18 protein-coding genes are annotated in these 16,455 nt (G+C 65.1%); 6 read left to right on the top strand and 12 right to left on the bottom strand.

Annotated elements, in window-relative coordinates; genetic code table 11:
• Positions 1-10: 10 nt before the first annotated feature.
• The 4 genes from atuD to IP89_RS14005 are packed head-to-tail and all read right to left on the bottom strand — an operon-like array spanning position 11 to position 5,484.
• Positions 11-1,171 carry a citronellyl-CoA dehydrogenase gene (gene atuD, locus IP89_RS14020; protein ID WP_043310186.1) on the bottom strand — a complete coding sequence of 387 codons (1,161 nt, stop codon included), beginning with the start codon at positions 1,169-1,171 and terminating at the stop codon, positions 11-13.
• A gap of 20 nt (positions 1,172-1,191) precedes the next feature.
• A complete protein-coding gene (gene atuC, locus IP89_RS14015; protein ID WP_043310185.1) occupies positions 1,192-2,808 on the bottom strand; it encodes a geranyl-CoA carboxylase subunit beta in 1,617 nt (538 codons plus the stop codon).
• Positions 2,809-2,812: 4 nt separating this feature from the next.
• Positions 2,813-3,682, bottom strand: coding sequence for an SDR family oxidoreductase (locus IP89_RS14010; RefSeq protein ID WP_043310184.1), 870 nt, complete (start codon positions 3,680-3,682; stop codon positions 2,813-2,815).
• 14 nt (positions 3,683-3,696) lie between these two features.
• Entirely contained in the window at positions 3,697-5,484 is a 1,788-nt protein-coding gene (locus IP89_RS14005) for an acyclic terpene utilization AtuA family protein (protein ID WP_043310183.1), read from the bottom strand.
• A gap of 177 nt (positions 5,485-5,661) precedes the next feature.
• Here IP89_RS14005 and IP89_RS14000 point away from each other — a divergent pair, with 177 nt between their 5' ends.
• The 3 genes from IP89_RS14000 to IP89_RS13990 all read left to right on the top strand — a co-directional run bounded on the left by IP89_RS14000 (position 5,662) and on the right by IP89_RS13990 (position 8,083).
• On the top strand, positions 5,662-6,285 hold the full coding sequence (locus tag IP89_RS14000; protein WP_043310207.1) for a TetR/AcrR family transcriptional regulator: 624 nt from the start codon (positions 5,662-5,664) through the stop codon (positions 6,283-6,285).
• A 99-nt stretch (positions 6,286-6,384) separates the two neighbouring features.
• The gene (locus IP89_RS13995; protein WP_177326878.1) at positions 6,385-7,185 is read left to right on the top strand and encodes an ABC transporter substrate-binding protein; all 801 of its coding nucleotides are present in this window, start codon (positions 6,385-6,387) and stop codon (positions 7,183-7,185) included.
• 76 nt (positions 7,186-7,261) lie between these two features.
• Positions 7,262-8,083 carry an amino acid ABC transporter substrate-binding protein gene (locus tag IP89_RS13990; RefSeq protein ID WP_156115055.1) on the top strand — a complete coding sequence of 274 codons (822 nt, stop codon included), beginning with the start codon at positions 7,262-7,264 and terminating at the stop codon, positions 8,081-8,083.
• Here the strand turns inward: IP89_RS13990 and IP89_RS13985 are convergent.
• Positions 8,034-8,795 (bottom strand): CPBP family intramembrane glutamic endopeptidase, encoded by a 762-nt coding sequence (locus IP89_RS13985; protein WP_043310182.1) that lies wholly within the window; start codon positions 8,793-8,795, stop codon positions 8,034-8,036. The two genes, IP89_RS13990 and IP89_RS13985, sit on opposite strands and share 50 nt — an antisense overlap.
• 46 nt (positions 8,796-8,841) lie before the next feature.
• Entirely contained in the window at positions 8,842-9,009 is a 168-nt protein-coding gene (locus IP89_RS23040; protein ID WP_081963249.1) for a DUF2897 family protein, read from the bottom strand.
• Positions 9,010-9,320: 311 nt separating this feature from the next.
• On the opposite strand from IP89_RS23040, the gene IP89_RS23380 reads away from it, so the two are divergent.
• Positions 9,321-9,512 carry a hypothetical protein gene (locus IP89_RS23380; RefSeq protein ID WP_156115054.1) on the top strand — a complete coding sequence of 64 codons (192 nt, stop codon included), beginning with the start codon at positions 9,321-9,323 and terminating at the stop codon, positions 9,510-9,512.
• A 128-nt stretch (positions 9,513-9,640) separates the two neighbouring features.
• Positions 9,641-10,504, top strand: coding sequence for an alpha/beta fold hydrolase (locus tag IP89_RS13975; RefSeq protein WP_052081076.1), 864 nt, complete (start codon positions 9,641-9,643; stop codon positions 10,502-10,504).
• Here IP89_RS13975 and IP89_RS13970 read toward each other — a convergent pair.
• The 5 genes from IP89_RS13970 to IP89_RS13950 form a co-directional block, all read right to left on the bottom strand.
• The gene (locus IP89_RS13970) at positions 10,476-10,850 is read right to left on the bottom strand and encodes an MAPEG family protein (protein WP_043310180.1); all 375 of its coding nucleotides are present in this window, start codon (positions 10,848-10,850) and stop codon (positions 10,476-10,478) included. The two genes, IP89_RS13975 and IP89_RS13970, sit on opposite strands and share 29 nt — an antisense overlap.
• 113 nt (positions 10,851-10,963) lie before the next feature.
• A complete protein-coding gene (locus IP89_RS13965; protein ID WP_043310179.1) occupies positions 10,964-11,755 on the bottom strand; it encodes an ABC transporter ATP-binding protein in 792 nt (263 codons plus the stop codon).
• 10 nt (positions 11,756-11,765) lie between these two features.
• Complete coding sequence (gene ntrB, locus IP89_RS13960; RefSeq protein WP_043310178.1) at positions 11,766-12,608, bottom strand: nitrate ABC transporter permease; 843 nt, start codon at positions 12,606-12,608, stop codon at positions 11,766-11,768.
• 13 nt (positions 12,609-12,621) lie between these two features.
• Positions 12,622-13,905, bottom strand: coding sequence for a CmpA/NrtA family ABC transporter substrate-binding protein (locus tag IP89_RS13955; protein ID WP_043310177.1), 1,284 nt, complete (start codon positions 13,903-13,905; stop codon positions 12,622-12,624).
• A gap of 361 nt (positions 13,906-14,266) precedes the next feature.
• Complete coding sequence (locus tag IP89_RS13950) at positions 14,267-14,578, bottom strand: hypothetical protein (RefSeq protein ID WP_043310176.1); 312 nt, start codon at positions 14,576-14,578, stop codon at positions 14,267-14,269.
• Between the two features lie 135 nt (positions 14,579-14,713).
• Here IP89_RS13950 and IP89_RS13945 point away from each other — a divergent pair, with 135 nt between their 5' ends.
• The gene (locus tag IP89_RS13945) at positions 14,714-15,103 is read left to right on the top strand and encodes a hypothetical protein (protein ID WP_043310175.1); all 390 of its coding nucleotides are present in this window, start codon (positions 14,714-14,716) and stop codon (positions 15,101-15,103) included.
• Positions 15,104-15,170: 67 nt separating this feature from the next.
• Here IP89_RS13945 and alaC read toward each other — a convergent pair whose 3' ends face one another.
• Positions 15,171-16,427 carry an alanine transaminase gene (gene alaC, locus IP89_RS13940; RefSeq protein ID WP_043310174.1) on the bottom strand — a complete coding sequence of 419 codons (1,257 nt, stop codon included), beginning with the start codon at positions 16,425-16,427 and terminating at the stop codon, positions 15,171-15,173.
• Positions 16,428-16,455 lie beyond the last annotated feature (28 nt).

Genomic DNA, 16,455 nt, shown 5'->3' with positions numbered 1-16,455 from the left:
GGTCGCGTCCTCAGCCCTTCTTTTTGCCGGGCAGGATGCCCATCAGCTTGCAGATGATGCCCAGCATGATTTCGTCGGCGCCGCCGCCGATGGAGACCAGGCGCACATCGCGATACGCACGGGAAACGGGGTTGTCCCACATGAAACCCATGCCGCCCCAGTACTGCAGGCAGCTATCAGTGACTTCTCGGCCCAGGCGCCCGGCCTTGAGCTTGGCCATGGAGGCCAGCTTGGTCACGTCGCGGCCTTTCACGTACAGCTCGGTGGCGTGGTAGACGAGGGCGCGCAGGGCTTCGATCTCGCTCTGCAGTTCGGCCATGCGGAAGTGGATGACCTGGTTGTCGATCAGCGGGGTGCCAAAGGTGTGTCGCTGCTTGCAGTACTCGATGGTGCTGTCGACGCAGTACTCCAGGCCCTTGATCATGTTGGCCGCGCCGAACATGCGTTCTTCCTGGAACTGCAGCATCTGCATCATGAAACCGGCGCCTTCGTGGCCGATGCGGTTGCGCTGCGGTACGCGCACGTTGTCGAAGAACACCTGGGCGGTCTCCGAGCTGCGCATGCCGAGCTTGTCCAGGTGCGGGCTGAGGGTGATGCCCGGGGTGTTCATCGGCACCACGATCAGCGACTTGTTGACGTGGGGCTTGTCGTCGCTGGTGTTGGCCAGCAAGCAGATGAAGTCGGCAGACGGCGAGTTGGTGATCCACATCTTGCTGCCGTTGATCACGTAGTCGTCGCCGTCCTTGCGCGCGGTGGTCTTCAGCCCGGCGACGTCGGAGCCGGCGCCGACTTCGGACACGCCGATGCAGCCGACCATGTCGCCGGCGATGGCGGGGCGGAGGAACTCCTCGCGCAGCTCATCGGAGCCGAAGCGGGCCAGGGCCGGGGTGCACATGTCGGTCTGTACGCCGATGGCCATGGGGATGCCGCCGCAGTGGATGGTGCCGAACTCTTCGGCGGCGACCACCGAGTAGCTGTAGTCCAGGCCCATGCCGCCGAATTTCTCCGGCTTGGAGATGCCCAGCAGGCCGAGGTCGCCGGCCTTTTTGAAAATCTCGTGCATGGGGAAGCCGCCGGCCTTTTCCCACTCGTCGACGTACGGGTTGATTTCCTTGTCGACGAAGTTGCGGACGGTGCGGCGAAGCTCTTCGTGTTCCTGGGTAAAGATCATTTTTATTGTTCTCCGAAGGGTTACAGGCGGGCGACGCCGAACGAGTTGGATTTGAGGGGGCGGACTGCGGCTTCTGCGCAGATATCCAGCAGGAAACCGAGCAGCTTGCGCGTATCACGCGGGTCGATCAGGCCGTCGTCCCACAGGCTGGCGGTGCCGTACAGCGCGGTGGACTGGCTGTCGAGCTTCTGTGCGGTGGCCATTTCCAGCATGTCGAGCATCTTCGGGTCGGCTTCTTTGCCTTCCTTGCGGTGCTTGTCCTCGGTGACGATGCGCAGCACCTTGCCGGCCTGGGCGCCGCCCATCACGGCGGTTTTGCTGTTGGGCCAGGCGAAGATGAAGCGCGGGTCGAGGCCGCGGCCGCACATGGCGTAGTTGCCGGCGCCGTAGGAGCCACCGACGACTATGGTCAGCTTCGGCACCGTGGCGTTGGCCACCGCCTGGATCAGCTTGGAGCCGTGCTTGATCACGCCGTTCTGCTCGGACTCGGTGCCGACCATGAAGCCGGTGGTGTTGTGGAAGAACAGGATCGGTGTATTGCTCTGCTCGCACAGCTGGATGAACTGGGCGGCCTTGGCCGCGCCGCGCGGAGTGATCGGCCCGTTGTTGCCGATGAAACCGCAGGGCTGGCCTTCGATGGCCAGGTGGCCGCAAACGGTCTGGCTGTCGAACTCGTTCTTGAAGTCGAGGAAGGCCGAGCCGTCGGCGATGCGGGCGATGATTTCGCGCACGTCGTAGGGCTTCTTGGCATCGGCTGGGACGATGCCGAGCAGCTCTTCGGCCGGGTACAGCGGCTCGCTCCAGGTCTTGGTCGGGCGCGTCGGCAATTGTGCATTCCACGGCAGCAGGCCGGTGATCTCGCGGGCCAGGCGCACGCCGTCGGCGTCATTCTCGGCCAGGTATTCGGCGGTGCCGGCGATCTGGGCATGCATCTCGGCGCCGCCCAGCTCCTCGTCGGTGGCCACTTCACCGGTGGCGGCCTTGAGCAGGGGCGGGCCGGCGAGGAACATCTTGGCCTTGCCGCGCACTACCACCACGTAGTCCGACAGCCCCGGCTGATAGGCCCCGCCGGCGGTGCTGGAACCGTGCACCACGGTGATCTGCGGCAGGCCCATGGCGGACATGCGCGCCTGGTTGGCGAAGCCGCGCGCGCCTTCGACGAAGATGTCGGCGGCGTAGTTGAGGTTGGCACCGCCGCTCTCGGCCAGGGTGATCACCGGCAGTTTGTTTTCCACGGCGATCTGCTGCAGGCGCAGGGATTTCTTCAGCCCGGTGGGCGAGATGGTGCCGCCCTTGATCGCGCTGTTGTTGGCGATCACCAGGCAGCGCACACCGGCCACGTAGCCGATGCCGGCGATGATGCCGCCGCCGGCCTGGGTGCCGTCCTTGTCGTCGTGCAGCTTGTAGCCGGCCAGCGAGGACAGTTCGAGGAACGGCGCGCCGGAATCGAGCAGCAGGTTGATGCGCTCGCGCGGCAGCAGCTGGCCGCGCTTGATGAACTTGGGCTTGGCCTCGAAGGCCTTGTCCAGCACCTTCTGTTCGACGTCGCGGAAGCTGGCAATGGCGGCCAGCATGGCCTCGCGATTCTGCGCGAAGCTGTCGCCGTGGACGTCGAGTTCGGACTGAATGACGGGCATCGGGTTACTCCTGATCCTTCAGTACATCGGGCACGTAGGCGCGATGGAAGCCGTTGTAGGACTCGCTGTTTTTCGCCTTGCCCAGCGTCCAGGCGCGGGTGCCCTGGCTGGCGGCACCGTCGATGCGGATGGTGTTGCCGCTGATGAAGTTGGCGCCGGGGGAGAGCAGGAAGACGATGGCCGCGGCCACTTCCGACTCGGTGCCGATGCGTTGCAGCGGCACGTGATCCTTGAGGTTGCGGATCATGTTCTTCATCGACTCGGGGTAGGTGTCCATGCCGCTGGAGGCGATCCAGCCCGGCGCCACGGCGTTGACCCGCACGCCGGCGTGGCCCCACTCGTAGGCGGCGGTCTTGGTGAAGTTCTCCATGCCGGCGCGGGCAGCGCCGGAGTGGCCCATGCCGGGCATGCCGCCCCACATGTCGGCGAGCATGTTGACGATGCTGCCGCCGGTCTTGCTCATGCTCTGGCTGAACACTTCGCGGGCGATCAGGAAGCCGCCGACCAGGTTGGTGCGCACCACGGTCTCGAAGCCTTTCTGGTTGATCGACACCAGCGGTGCGGGGAACTGGCCGCCGGCGTTGTTGACCAGGTGATGAATCGATCCGCGCTCGGCGATCACCGCCTTGACCATGGCCTTGACCGCTTCTTCCTCGCGGATATCGCACACGGCGAAGCTGGCGCTGCCGCCGTCTTCGGCGATCTCGCCGGCGGTCTTTTCCAGCTTCTCCAGCTTGCGTCCGACCAGCACCACATGGGCGCCTAGGTGCGCTAGTTCATGGGCCACGCAGCGGCCGATGCCGCTGCCGCCGCCGGTGACCAGGATGGTCTGGCCGGCGAACAGGCCGGGTTTGAAGACTGAGTCGTATGCCATTGTTATTGTCCTTGTTACAGGCTGTCAGCCAGTGCGCGCGGCACCGGAATCGGGAATTCCAGCAACTGCTGGGCAAAGGCCTTGCCTTGCGGGTCGATGCGCAGGCTGGCCACGCCACCGCCGCCCAGAGCGTTCTCCAGCAGGAAGTTGAGGCTGTGGCTGCCCGGCAGGTGCCAGCGCTCGACGCGGCCGATCTTCGGGTCAAGCACATGGCCCATCCAGTCCACCACAGCCTCCTTGCCCAGCGCCTCGGCGATCCACGGCAGGTACTCGGGCTGGCGCGCCATCACGCCGATGTTGCTGTGGTTGCCCTTATCGCCGGAGCGGGCCACGGCCAGCTTGATCAGCGGCACCGTGGCGTCGGCCAGGCCGCTGGCTGCCGGCACGGCGACCTCGGCGGCGATCTGCGCCGGGTCGAAGGCATCGACGCGGGGCAGGGCGACTGCGCTGCGCTCACCGTTGATCTCGACGGCCAGCTCGCAGGCTGTTTTGTCGACCAGGAAGCTGAACAGGCGGATCACCGGGTACACGGTGGGGCGGCCGCCGACTATGCCGGTCAGGCCCGGCGCCATACCGGTCGCGGCCTGGGCGATCTCGCGGGAGAACAGCACCAGGGCTTCCTTCTTGGTATGGCGTACGCCGATCTTCACTACCACTTCGCGGGTGTCCTGCCGTTGGCCGTGCGGGCCATAGGTGGCTTCGGTGCCTAGCAGCTCGATGCAGACTTCCTTGTACGGACCCCAGCCGCGCTCGGCGAACATCTCTTCGGTCTTGTTGATGATCGCCTGGCTGACCCGCTCGGCCTTGGCCACCGCGTCGATGCCGGCCAGCAGGCAGCTGGCGGTGCAGCGGAAGCCGTCCGGGTGGGTGGCACTGACCTTGTACTGGGTGGTCGGAGCGAGGCCGCGAGCGCCTTTGAGTTCGACGCGGTTGGTGCCAACCTGGCTGAGTTCGACGCCGGTGAAGTCGCAGACCACATCGGGCAGGTAATAGGCGCGTGGGTCGCCGATCTCGTAGAGCATCTGCTCGCCGACCGACAGGGTGGAGATCAGGCCACCAGTGCCTTCCGCCTTGCTGACCACGAAGCTGGCGTCGGCGGCGACTTCCACCACAGGGAAGCCGATATGTTCGTAGTCCGGTACGTCGCGCCAGTCGGTGAAGTTGCCGCCGGTGCACTGCGCGCCGCATTCGATGATGTGGCCGGCCAGGGCAGCCTGGGCCAGCTTGTCGTAGTCGTTCCAGGCCCAGCCGAATTCGTGCACCAGTGCGGCGCTGACCACGGCGCTGTCGACCACGCGGCCGGTGATGACGATATCGGCGCCAGATTCCAGCGCAGCGACTATGCCCGGCGCGCCGAGGTAGGCGTTGACCGATACGCACATGGGCGGCAGTGGGGCGCCGCTGAACATTTCCACGGTGCCGGCCTTGGCCAGTTCACCGAGCTTGGGTTGCAGGTTGTCGCCATGTAGTACGGCGATCTTCAGCTGCACGCCGGCCTTGTTGCAGGCAGCGGCCAGGGCCGCGGCGCAGGCGCTGGGGTTGACCCCGCCGGCGTTGCTGATGACGCGGATGTTCTTCTGCGCGATCTCGCCGAGCAGTGGCGCCATGACCTCGACGAAGTCGGTGGCGTAGCCCTCGTCCGGCTTCTTCATGCGCGCCCCGGCCATGATCGACATGGTCACTTCGGCCAGGTAGTCGAACACCAGGTAATCCAGCTCGGTGCCACGCACCAGCTGGGCGGCGGCAGTGGAGGTGTCGCCCCAGAAGGCGGAGGCGCAGCCAATGCGTACGGTTTTGCTCATTGTTGTGGTTCCGCACAGTCGCTCAGGTAGATGAACGTTACCAAGCAAGCGCTTGGTTGAAAAGTCTTTTGGCAAATTTAACCCGAGCGCTTGCTTGGTTGCCTGCAAGGCCCTAAATTCGCCAGCTTGCGTACAATGCGCGGCGCAAGCGGCATTCCATGTGGGGGAACGATGAGCCTGGACGAACAGAAAGCCAGAAAAGTGATGCAGAAGCTGGTTGCCAGTGGCGAACTGACCGATCCGGAAAGCGCCCGCGGCAAGCTGCTGCAGACCGCCGCTCACCTGTTCCGCAGCAAGGGCTACGAGCGCACCACGGTGCGCGATCTGGCCGGTGCCGTGGGCATCCAGTCCGGCAGCATCTTTCACCACTTCAAGAGCAAGGACGAAATCCTCAAGGCGGTAATGGAGGAGACCATCCTCTACAACACCGCGCTGATGCGTTCGGCCCTGGCGCAGAGCAGCAGCCCGCGCGAGCGCCTGCTGGCGCTGATCCGCTGCGAGTTGCAATCGATCGTGGGCGGCACCGGTGAGGCCATGGGCGTGCTGGTCTACGAGTGGCGCTCGCTGTCCGAGGAGAGCCAGGCGCATATCCTCAGCCTGCGCGACACCTACGAGCAACTATGGCTCGACGTGCTCAGCGAGGCGCGCGCCGCCGGCCAGTTCAAGGCCGATCCCTTCGTGCTGCGCCGTTTCCTTACCGGCGCGCTGAGCTGGACCACCACCTGGTTCCGCCCGGGCGGCAAGATGACCCTCGACGAGCTGGCCGAAGAGGCGCTGGCCCTGGTGTTCAAGGAAACCTGACCGATAAGCTAAGCTGCTTATCAGCACTGGTCCGGGACCAGGCGCGGCTACAGGGACGAGCCGGTCAACTTGGCTTGCCCTATACGAGGTAACCGCGATTTGCGCCTGCTTCGCCTGTTGCCAATCGCTCTGCTGTTCTGCACCTGTGTAGCTACTGCCGCGCAGGTCGTGCACGTTGGCGCCTACCACTACCCGCCCTACGTGATGAAGCCAGAGAGCGCCGCTCCCGAAGGCCTGGTACCTGATCTGCTGGCGGCGCTGAATGCTGCCCAGGGCGAGTATCGGTTCGAGCTGGTGCCGACTTCGGTGACGCGCCGCTACCGCGACTTCAACCAGGCGCGCTACGACCTGATCCTGTTCGAGTCGCCGGACTGGGGCTGGCAGGACATTCCCGTAGACAAGCTCGACCTGGGCATCATCGATGCCGAGGTCTATGTCGCACGCCAGCAGCGCGGCCGCGACCAGCGCTTCTTCGATCGTCTCGGCAACAAGCGCATGGCGCTGTATAGCGGCTATCACTACGCCTTTGCCGGCTTCAACGCCGACCAGGATTACCTCACCCACAACTTCAACGCGGTGCTCACCTACTCCCACGACAGCAACCTGCTGATGCTGCTGCACGACCGCGTCGACATCAGCGTGGTGACGCGCTCCTACCTGCGCATCTACCAGCGCGACAATCCGGAGGAGGCACGTCAGCTGCTGATCTCCGAACGCGCCGATCAGGTCTATCACCACCATGCGTTGCTGAGACCCGGCGGGCCGCTCGACTCCCGGCAGCTGGCCGGCCTGTTGCAGGGGTTGCAGCGCAGCGGGAGGTTGGCTGAGCTGACCCAGCGCTATCAGCTGCTGGCGGCCGGAGTAGGTGGTTTGGAGAGAGCTAGTCCGATGCCGCGCTGACTAGTGGCGTTATGCATTTACGCGATCATGGCACTGGGCTAGTCTTCGCTCAGCTCAGTTGTCCATGAGGTCAATAATGTATCGGCGTCGACAAGGATTGCTTGGCGCTCCACTGCTGATGCTGGCCATGCTGTTTGGCTCGGGGGCGCATGCGGCCGATGAGGTTCTGATCGCCGCGGTGCATTTTCCACCCTATGTGATCAAGCCGGAGGAGGATCCGCGTCGCGGCCTGCTCGGCGAACTGGTGGACGCGCTGAACAAGGTGCAGAGCGAGCACCGTTTCGGCCTGCGTGCCACTTCACTGACCCGCCGCTTCAACGATTTCCGCCAGGGCCGCGTGCATGTCGCGATCTTCGAGAACCCGGACTGGAACTGGCAGGGGGTTGCTGGCGCGCGCATCGACCTGGGCCTGGAAGACGCCGAGGTACTGGTGGCCCGTGCAGAGGCGGGGCGCGACCAGCACTACTTCGACAACCTGATGGACAAGCGCCTGGCGCTGTTCAACGGCTACCACTACGGTTTCGCCGGGTTCAACAACGACCCACAGTGGCTGGAAGAGAACTTCAAGGCGGTGCTCACCTACTCCCACGAGAGCAACCTCAAGCTGGTGCTGCGCGGGCGTGCCGATGTGGCGCCGATCACCCGTTCCTGGCTGGGCGCACGCATGCGCGAGCAACCGCAGCTACAGCAGCAACTGCTGATCTCGAACTGGGAAGACCAGCGCTACCGCCACTACGCAATCCTCAGCCCGCAGGCGCCGATCAGCGCCGAGCAGTTCCGCAAGGCCATGCAGCAGCTGCGCGACAACGGCGAGTTGCAGCGCATCTTCTCGCCCTATGGCATCGACGTCAGGCCGAACGTAGCGGGTAACTCAGTAGCAGCACATGTAGGGCATTGACCGCGCCGTGCAGCAGCAGCGCCGGCCATAGCCGGCCGCTGAGATGGAACACCAGGCCATAGCCCAGACCGGCTACGGCAGCCACCACGGCAAACAGCGGACTGAAGGGGATATGCGCGGCGCCGAACAGCAGGGCGCTCAGCACTATCCCGCCCGCGTTGCCCCATCGCTCCACCAGCGCCGCCTGCAACCAGGCGCGGAACAGCAACTCCTCGGCCAGCACGGCCACACCCAGATTCACCGCCAGCCACAGCCAGAGCTGCTGCGGCCATTTCGGCTGCCAGCCGACCAGACCCAAACCCAGCGCCAGCAGTGGTACCGCCAGCAGGGTGGCGATGCCGACGAGCACTGCAGCGCCCGGACGACGAGCCGGCAACGGCTGGCGGCCCAGCCACCAGGCCAGCAGTACCAGGCCCAGCAGCAACTTGTCCCAGGACAGGCGCAGCGCATAAGGCGGCGCGTCGATGCTGATCTGTCGCGCGGGCCACAATAGCGTCGGCTCGAAGCCGGGGAGCAGGTGAGCGGCCAGGGCGATGCCGCCGAGCAGGCCGCCACTCCACCACAGCCAGCGCGGAAGAAAGTCTTCGGCGAACAGCACCCAGGCCAGGTAGAGCGAGATCAGCGTCAGACCGAGGCCATCGACATAGCCGAAGGCCAAGCCCATGCCGAGAACCGGCATGGGCAGGAGCAAACGCAGGTGCAGCGGCGGCATGCAACATCCTTGTAGCGGTGGCCGCGCAGGGGCGCCGGCGTGGGGTTTAGCGGTCTTCGGCGTCCTTGGCATCCGCTTCGGCGTTGCGCTCGTGGATGCGTTTGAGTTGCTCCTCGGTCAGCGGCAACTTGCGCGCGCTGTCGCGCAGCAGCATCAGGCTGCCGACGATGGACCCGAGGGCCAGGGCGATGATCAGCCAGGCATACCAGGGCATGGCGTTCTCCATTGTTGTTGTTTGCCTTTAAACATAACGACCACTTCGAGTGCTGTCAGGCGAAAAGGTGCGAAATGTTGCAGTTCCTGTGGCGGCCGCTCTAGGGCGGGTGATCGCTGTCACACGCCAGCAACCTGGGGCTGTTTGAATGCCGCCATTCGCTCGTTCGGCCGCCTGCGCGAGCGGGCCAGTACCTGATTGGGTGAAGGGCATAACCGGATGGCAGTTGCATAGAAGTAATCGGACTTTGTCATGGCACCCGGGAGGCCTACGCTCGCCGGACGGTTTCACTTTCTGAAGGAGGGAAACGCATGGATATCATCGTGACTGAAAGCAGCAACAAGGGCTGGTTGGTCAAGCTGGGGGGCTGTGACATTCCCTTTCGCTCCCTGAGCGATGCCGAGCAGTTCGTCGAGCGCCTGCAGCGCCGGCTCGAAGCGCCCCATCAATTGCCAGAATCGAGTCACACGCCTGTCACACAAGAAGTAGAACATTGCCTCTAGATTCAGGTGCTGCTTTTCACACAACCTCTCCTGCCGCGATTTCGCGGCTTTTTTTTGCCTGCGTGGTGGGATGGTGTTCGTAGAGTATTTGCTCTAAATTCGCCGCAACACCTCCAGGAGAAAGCGCCATGGTCGATGCCGTGCAGTTCGCCGATGGCAAGTTTCACTGCCCCGTCACCTTCTACAGCGCCGCCCCCGGCGCTACTCATACCCTGATCGTGCTGCCGGCGCTGGGCGTCACCGCGCGTAAGTATGAGGGCCTGGCCCAGCGCCTGGTGACGGCCGGGCACAACGTGCTGGTGGCCGACTGGCCGGGCCAGGGCGAGAGCCTGCCGCGCCCCGGCTGGCGCTTCAATTACGGCTATCGGCAACTGGTGGAGGAGTTCCTGCCCAAGCTGCTGGTGCTGGCTCGCCGGCATTTCCCCCAGGCCTCTCCGGTGCTGCTCGGGCACAGCCTGGGCGGGCATATCGCCACCCTGTATGCGGCGGCCAATCCGGACAGCCCGGTGCCCGTGGTAGGTGTGGCCTGCGGCAATATCCATTACCGCAACTGGCAGGGCATGGGTCGCCTGCTCACGCCCAGCGTGGCGCTGTTGTTCGGTGTGATCGCTTCATTGCTTGGCTACCTGCCGGGGCGCCGTCTGGGCTTCGGCGGGCACGAGGCGCGCTCGTTGATGCGGGATTGGGGGCGGGTGGCCTTCAGCGGTCGCTACGGGCACCTGGGGCTGGCCCTGGCGCCGGTCGCGCGCAATCGGGTGGCCTCTCTGTTTGTGCAGATGGAAGGCGATCACTTCGCCCCGCCAGCCTCCACCCGTGGTCTGGCTGCGCTGATCCAGGCCGAGCCGCAGCTGCAGGAGCTGGCGTCGCCGCGGCCGCCGCAGGAAAATCCGCACAGCGCCTGGCTACGGGCGCCGCAGAGCGTGGTCGATTGCATCGACGGCTGGCTGCGGCGCGATAGTGGCCTCAGTGCGGAATCAGCAGGAGCAGCGTGACCGCCAGCAGCACCAGCATGGTCAGCGCGTGGCTGGCCTGGCGCAGCAGCAGGATGCGGGCGAACAGGCCAGTGCAGTAGAGCAGGCGCAGCATGATGAAGGCGAAGCCGAGGGCGGCGGTCAGCGGCCCGCCGATCTGCCCGGTGGCCTCGCCGAGATACAGCAGCACGATGAACAGTACCGACTGCTCCAGGCTGTTGCCATGGGCGCGTATGGCCTTGGTCAGGTCCGGCTTGCCGCCGTCGCCGAAGGCCACCTGGTGGCGCATGCGCAGGCGCGAGATGTTGAGCGACAGGGCGATCAGCAGCAGAGCCAGGATGGCGGCGATATAGACGCTGTAGAGCATGGTGGTTCCTCTTGTTGTCGTTGTGCCCCCAGCCTAGGGCCTGGCGCGTGCGTGGAGAAGGGGTGGAAACGACAAAGCCCGGCATGTAGCCGGGCTTTGTCGAACCGCCTGCCTCAGGCCGCGGGGCGTTGCTGGCGCTGGTAGAGGAATTCCAGCACTGCCGTGCGGTACTCGTGGTAGCGGCTGTCGTTGGCCAGGGCCAGACGGTCGCGCGGGCGCTCCAGCTCCACCCGTACGATGTCGCCGATGGTTGCCGCCGGGCCGTTGGTCATCATCACGATGCGATCCGACAGCAGCACCGCCTCGTCGACGTCGTGGGTGACCATCACCACCGTGCTGTGGGTCTGGCCGACGATGCGCAGCAGCTCGTCCTGCAGGTGCGCGCGGGTCAGCGCGTCCAGGGCGCCGAACGGCTCGTCCATCAGCAGCACCTTGGGCTCCATGGCCAGGGCGCGGGCGATGCCGACGCGCTGCTTCATGCCGCCGGAGATCTCGTTGGGGTGTTTGTGCGTGGCATGGCTCAGGCCGACCATGTTCAGAGCCGCGCTGGTACGCTCCTTGAGCTGGGCCTTGCTCTCCTTGGCGCCGAACACCCGCTCCACCGCCAGGTGGACGTTGCCGAAGCAGGTCATCCAGGGCAGCAGGCTGTGGTTCTGGAACACCACGGCGCGCTCCGGGCCGGGCCCGTCGATCTCGCGGCCGTTGCAGATCAGCCCGCCTGCGCTGGCTTCCAGCAGGCCGGCGATCAGGTTGAGCACGGTGGATTTACCGCAGCCGGAGTGGCCGATCAGCGAGACGAACTCGCCCTTGGCGATGCTCAGGTTGACTTCACTGAGCGCCTGGAAGCGGCCTTTCTTGGTATCGAAGTGCTTGCTGACGTTGGTCAGCTCGACGAACTTGTCCATGGCGGTCTCCTTAGCTCGCGTAGTCGAAGCGCTTGGCCAGCAGGAGCAGGGCCTGCTCCAGGGCCAGGCCGACCAGGCCGACGATGATAATGGCGATGAGGATGTGTTCGACGTTGAGGTTGTTCCACTCGTCCCACACCCAGAAGCCCAGGCCGGTGCCGCCGGTAAGCATCTCCGCAGCGACTATCACCAGCCAGGCCACGCCGATGGCCAGGCGGATGCCGGTCATCAGGTGCGGCAGCACGGCGGGGAACAGGATGCGGGTGAGCACCTTGAACTCCGACAGCTTGAGCACGCGCGCTACATTCAGATAATCCTGCGGCACGCTGGCCACGCCAGCGGCGGTGTTGAGGATGATCGGCCAGATCGAGCTGATGAAGATCACCCAGATCGACGCAGGGCCGGCGGCCTCGAACACCAGCAGGCCGATCGGCAGCCAGGCCAGTGGCGACACCGGGCGCAGCAGGCTGATGATCGGCGAGAGCATGCCGGCGAGGAAGGCGAAACGGCCGATGGCGAAGCCCAGCGGGATGCCGATCAGCGCCGCCAGGCCGAAGCCGACGCCGACCCGGCCGAGCGAGTGGAGGATGTTCCAGCCGATGCCCATGTCATTAGGGCCGTTGTCGTAGAACGGGTCGGCGAACAGCACGACGGCCGAGTGCCAGGTCGACAGCGGCCCCGGCAGGCCCTCGCTGCGCGCGGCGATCAGCGCCCAGACGCCGATGAACAGGGCAATACCGAGCAGCGGCGGGGTGACCGCCTTGACCAGGTTGGTGAGCGTCTGCGCCGTTATCAGGCGGTGTGACGAGGCGACGGGGGCGACTGGCAGCGGTGTTTTCAGGGGCGCGTTCATGGTGGCCTCCGACTCAGGCTTTGATCGCGAACGAGGCGGCGTAGGCGGCCGGGTTGGCACCGTCCCAGACCTTGCCGTCGATCAGCGTGCTGGCGCGCAGCGGGCTGCTCGGTACCGCGATACCCAGGGCACCGGCGGCTTCGGCGTAGAGCTTGGTCTGGTTCACCGCGGCGGCCACGGCGGCGTAGTCCGGGTCTTCCTTGAGCATGCCCCAGCGCTTGAACTGGGTGAGGAACCACATGCCGTCGGAGTGGTAGGGGAAGTTGACGCTGCCGTCCTTGCAGAAGGCCATGGCGTGCTGGTCTTCCCAACTGTTGCCGAGGCCGTCTTCGTAGTGGCCGAGGAAGCGCTGCTCGATCACGTCGACTGGGGCGTTGACGTAGGCCTTGCCGGAAATCAGCTTGGCCGTGGCCTTCTTGTTCTCGGCGCTGGCCTCGATGAAGCGGCTGGCGTCGAGGATGGCCATGACCAGGGCGCGGGCGGTGTTGGGGTTCTGCTCGACGAACTCGCGGGTGCAGCCCAGCACCTTCTCCGGGTGGTCGGCCCAGATCTGCTGGGTGGTGGTGGCGGTGAAGCCGATCTTGTCGAAGATCGCCCGTGCGCCCCAGGGCTCGCCGACGCAGAAGCCGTCCATGTTGCCGACGCGCATGTTGGCCACCATCTGTGGTGGCGGCACGGTGATGGTTTTGACGTCGGTGAAGGGGTTGATGCCGTGGTGCGCCAGCCAGTAGTACAGCCACATGGCGTGGGTGCCGGTGGGGAAGGTCTGGGCGAAGGTCAGCGGGTTGCCGCCCTTCTTGATGTGCGCGGCGAGCTGCTCGCCAGTGGTCACCCCGGCTTCCTTGAGCTGCTTGGAGAGGGTGATGGCCTGGCCGTTCTGGTTCAGGCCCATGAGCACGGCCATGTTCTTCTGCGGGCCGGCCACGCCGAGTTGCGAGCCATACATCATGCCGTACAGCACGTGGGAGGCATCCAGCTCGCCGGTGCCAAGCTTGTCGCGCACGCCGGCCCAGGAGGCTTCCTTGCTCGGGGTGATGGTCAGGCCGTACTTGCTGGCGAAGCCCTGGGTGGCGGCGACCACCACCGAGGCGCAGTCGGTCAACGGGATGAAGCCGATCTTCAGCGCGGCCTTCTCCGGGGCATCGGAGCCGGCGGCATAGGCGGCGCTGCGCAGGAAGGTGGGGGCGGACAGGCCGAGGGCGGCGATGCCGCCAACGGTGCCGGCGACGGCGATGGACTGCTTGAGGAAGTTGCGGCGGCTGCTGTCGACCGGTTTTTTCGAATCACGCTCACTCATGGAATGCACCTTTTCATGGGCAATAAAAAACGGCGTACGTCGAAGCTCCCGATGGGGGAGGGAGCTCCGACGGACGCCGTTGTCCGTGATCCGCGGCTCACCGCCGTTGGTGTGCTGCGCTGGAATCTACGGGGTTATCTGCAAGGGGCTTGCCAGTTTTCTGAGTGGATCTCGAATGGCGGCGGTAACAGGCCCTGTCGGCGGCTCTTGGCGGGACAGTATGGCTTGCAAATCAGGTGATTAGATCTGCTGCGAGATCGCCGTTGGCGATCTCTGGAGAGCGGTGGGCGGGTAGCGTCGTGCACCGTGCGGTAGCCGATCTGGCATGCCAGTGAGCGCTTTTGGTTCGGCGCAGGGCCGATCACACGCGCTGGCGTTGCGCCTCCTCGGCGTATTCCTTGAGCCAACGCAGCACCTCCACGGCCTCCCAGCGGCTGGGGTCGAACAGCGCATAGACCTGGCCCTGGTAGCCGACCACATCGACCGGACGGTGGTAGCCGGCGCGCTGCAGTAGCGCCTCGATCTCGGCGAAGCAGGTGTTGAAGTGCACGCGCTTGAACGGCGTCCGATTGCCGGTGACCAGGCCCTCCAGGCGCAGCTCCTCGACCGTGGCGCGGATATGCTCCAGTGGCATCTGGTTCACTTTGTTCTTCAGCTGCAGTACGTCCAGCATGATCGAGCTCCTCGGGTTTCTGTGGCCGCAAAAGAGTAAGCGAAAAGCACTGTACAAATAAACACTACTGGATAATAGTACAGCTCAAGCGCCGTCGAGATCACTGAGACCGAAGCCGGAACAGGAGCTGCCTATATGCACCACAAGCTGATGACAATTCTGCTGTTGGCCATGTTGGCGGGCTGTGCCCAGCCACAGGTGGAGCAACCCCGGGCGAAGGGCGCCTACCTGGTGATCGAGGGGGCCAAGGCCTGGGCCGTGCTGGTGCGCGACGGCAAGCGGGTAGAGGAAGAGGTCGGCCGTGTGCTCGATGTGGTCAAGCTGCCGGGGCAGAACTCCAGCATCTCCGCCAGCTACGTGATCGATACGCCCAACTGTGGGCGCCTGCAGTGGCTGACCGAGCGTGGCGGCGAGGGCGAGGTCACCCGCCTGGCGCACGCCGACGACGAGGCGGGTGAGCGGCCAGGCTGCACCATTGCCAGCGACCTGTCGCAGGCCTGGACGGCGCTGGATTACTCTGGTTGATAGGAACGGCTTGATAGCAACCGGCTGATACGAAAAGGCCCCGACTGGTGTCGGGGCCTTTTGCGTTTTAGGCCGATTCGGGCTTGGCCTTGCCGGTGGCTCGTTTCGGCTTGGCGGCGGGCGCCTCGATCAGGCCGTCGGCGCGGAACATCGCCTTGATGCCGCGGATGGCCTGGCGGGTACGGTCCTGGTTCTCGATCAGGGCGAAGCGCACGTGATCGTCGCCGTAATCACCGAAGCCCAGGCCTGGCGAGACGCAGACCTTGGCCTCCAGCAGCAGCTTCTTGGCGAACTCCAGCGAACCCAGGTGGGCGTAGGGCTCGGGAATCTTGGCCCAGATATACATGGAGGCCTTGGGCTTCTCTACCATCCATCCCGCCTCGTGCAGGCCCTTGACCAGCATGTTGCGGCGTTCGCGGTACTGCTCGGCGATATCGCGCACGCACTGCTGGTCGCCTTCCAGGGCGGCGATGGCCGCTACCTGCAGCGGAGTGAAGGTGCCGTAGTCGTGGTAGCTCTTGATCCGCGCCAGGGCAGCGACCAGCTCCGGGTTGCCGACCATGAAGCCGATACGCCAGCCGGCCATGTTGTAGCTCTTGGACAGGGTGAAGAACTCCACGGCGATGTCCTTGGCGCCTTCCACCTGCATGATCGACGGCGCTTTCCAGCCGTCGTAGACGATGTCGGCGTAAGCCAGGTCGTGCACCACCAGTACGTCGTACTGCTTGGCCAGGGCCACCACGCGCTCGAAGAAGTCCAGCTCCACGCACTGTGCGGTGGGGTTGGAAGGGAAGCCGAGGATCATCATCTTCGGCTTGGGAATGGCCTCGCGGATGGCCCGTTCCAGTTCGGCGAAGAAGTCCACGCCGGGCACCAGCGGTACCGAACGCACCTGGGCGCCGGCGATCACCGCACCGTAGATGTGAATCGGGTAGCTGGGGTTGGGCACCAGTACGGTGTCGCCATGGTCCAGGGTGGCCAGCATCAGGTGCGCCAGGCCTTCCTTGGAGCCGATGGTGACGATGGCTTCGCTTTCCGGGTCGATCTCCACGTCATAGCGGTCCTTGTACCAGCGCGAGATGGCGCGGCGCAGGCGGGGGATACCGCGGGAGGTGGAATAGCCGTGGGTGTCTTCGCGCTGGGCGACCTGCACCAGCTTCTCGACGATGTGCGGCGGGGTGGCGCCGTCCGGATTGCCCATGCTGAAGTCGATGATGTCCTCGCCACGGCGACGGGCAGCCATCTTCAGTTCGGCGGTGATGTTGAAAACGTAGGGGGGGAGACGATCGATGCGCGCAAAGCGGCGCTTGGCGTTGTCAGCCATGCTTTCCTCGAAGTACGTAAGCGCCCGG

The sequence above is a fragment of the Pseudomonas sp. ML96 genome, assembly GCF_000761545.1.
Classification (GTDB): domain Bacteria; phylum Pseudomonadota; class Gammaproteobacteria; order Pseudomonadales; family Pseudomonadaceae; genus Aquipseudomonas.
Note: the sequence above shows the minus strand (reverse complement) of the source record. Positions and strands in the feature narration are given on the sequence as shown.

Excerpts from the sequence above, each read along its gene's own strand:
- IP89_RS13985 (WP_043310182.1), bottom strand. The coding sequence starts at position 8,795 with ATGCCGCCGCTGCACCTGCGTTTGCTCCTGCCCATGCCGGTTCTCGGC.
- alaC (WP_043310174.1), bottom strand. The coding sequence starts at position 16,427 with ATGGCTGACAACGCCAAGCGCCGCTTTGCGCGCATCGATCGTCTCCCC.
- IP89_RS14010 (WP_043310184.1), bottom strand. The coding sequence starts at position 3,682 with ATGGCATACGACTCAGTCTTCAAACCCGGCCTGTTCGCCGGCCAGACC.
- atuD (WP_043310186.1), bottom strand. The coding sequence starts at position 1,171 with ATGATCTTTACCCAGGAACACGAAGAGCTTCGCCGCACCGTCCGCAAC.
- IP89_RS13945 (WP_043310175.1), top strand. The coding sequence starts at position 14,714 with ATGCACCACAAGCTGATGACAATTCTGCTGTTGGCCATGTTGGCGGGC.
- IP89_RS23040 (WP_081963249.1), bottom strand. The coding sequence starts at position 9,009 with ATGCCCTGGTATGCCTGGCTGATCATCGCCCTGGCCCTCGGGTCCATC.
- IP89_RS14005 (WP_043310183.1), bottom strand. The coding sequence starts at position 5,484 with ATGAGCAAAACCGTACGCATTGGCTGCGCCTCCGCCTTCTGGGGCGAC.
- IP89_RS13975 (WP_052081076.1), top strand. The coding sequence starts at position 9,641 with ATGGTCGATGCCGTGCAGTTCGCCGATGGCAAGTTTCACTGCCCCGTC.
- ntrB (WP_043310178.1), bottom strand. The coding sequence starts at position 12,608 with ATGAACGCGCCCCTGAAAACACCGCTGCCAGTCGCCCCCGTCGCCTCG.
- IP89_RS23380 (WP_156115054.1), top strand. The coding sequence starts at position 9,321 with ATGGATATCATCGTGACTGAAAGCAGCAACAAGGGCTGGTTGGTCAAG.
- IP89_RS13950 (WP_043310176.1), bottom strand. The coding sequence starts at position 14,578 with ATGCTGGACGTACTGCAGCTGAAGAACAAAGTGAACCAGATGCCACTG.
- IP89_RS13990 (WP_156115055.1), top strand. The coding sequence starts at position 7,262 with ATGTATCGGCGTCGACAAGGATTGCTTGGCGCTCCACTGCTGATGCTG.
- IP89_RS13965 (WP_043310179.1), bottom strand. The coding sequence starts at position 11,755 with ATGGACAAGTTCGTCGAGCTGACCAACGTCAGCAAGCACTTCGATACC.
- IP89_RS13970 (WP_043310180.1), bottom strand. The coding sequence starts at position 10,850 with ATGCTCTACAGCGTCTATATCGCCGCCATCCTGGCTCTGCTGCTGATC.
- IP89_RS13955 (WP_043310177.1), bottom strand. The coding sequence starts at position 13,905 with ATGAGTGAGCGTGATTCGAAAAAACCGGTCGACAGCAGCCGCCGCAAC.
- atuC (WP_043310185.1), bottom strand. The coding sequence starts at position 2,808 with ATGCCCGTCATTCAGTCCGAACTCGACGTCCACGGCGACAGCTTCGCG.